Origin of the sequence: Caballeronia calidae (genome assembly GCF_900044055.2) — a bacterium.
In the GTDB taxonomy this organism is placed as follows: Bacteria; Pseudomonadota; Gammaproteobacteria; order Burkholderiales; family Burkholderiaceae; genus Caballeronia; species Caballeronia calidae.
The window spans coordinates 1-782 of the sequence record NZ_FCOX02000328.1 but is presented as its reverse complement, the minus strand read 5'-3'; the positions used below and the strand labels follow the sequence as shown (position 1 = coordinate 782).

The window sequence follows — 782 nt, the reverse complement described above, 5'->3', positions numbered from 1 at the left end:
TGAAGGTCGATGCCCGGAAGCGCCCGCTATGCGCCGCGATGGCCGACAAGTTTACTTGTGCGCAAACTCAGGCGGCCTATCGAAAGCGCAAATGGCTGTCCGAACCGCCGAATGCCTGGGTAAAGAGCGTTCTCGGATTTCGACAATTCAGCATGCGTGGACTGGCCAAGGCACAGGCCGAATGGAAACTCGTCTGCGCGGCGCTGAACCTACGCAGAATGTCGAAAATGACGCCTGCGTAAGTCCCGAAGGGGACAACATTGCCCTGATTTCGCCGCCGGGAAAGCCACTTTTGCGCGCAATGGCGGCCCAAACCGCAATCGGCGTTGACGCCCGCACGATGTGGCGTCAGTACCGGCAGCTCAAATCCTGTCTGCCGCGCGGATTCCTTCTATGAGCAGTAATTTGTCAAGGCCCGCTCGCGAATCGTCGATTACTTCCTCCACATCTCCTTGCGAGTGTGACTGGGGTCAAGGGCAGGCGGAGCCTGGCGTAGCGAGCCTTTGACACTCGGAAGAGGCGATATGCTGTCGTATGTTGGTGAGCGCGCGGTATTGCGCTCGCCAACTGCGGCAATCGAATTCACGTCCCCCCTGCCTGAAGCCCGTGGCGCTCGTGAGATGATCCAACGTCCCACAACCTTCTATCCGCTGGCCCGGTTCGCCAGCCCTATCCTGCATGCGCGCTGCGCCGGAGTCTTGTCCGCTTGAGTTCGACAGTTAAACGCGCAACTATTTGATTTTATTGATGTCGATTTTAAAAAATGCCACTACAACAGCGCG

The 782-nt window shown here is 57.8% G+C and carries 1 protein-coding gene; it reads left to right on the top strand.

Annotation, left to right across the window (positions count from 1 at the left end; translation table 11 throughout):
* A partial coding sequence (locus tag AWB78_RS45100) for a transposase (protein WP_198399512.1) occupies nt 1-242 on the top strand: 242 nt, incomplete at its 5' end.
* Between the last annotated feature and the right edge of the window lie 540 nt (nt 243-782).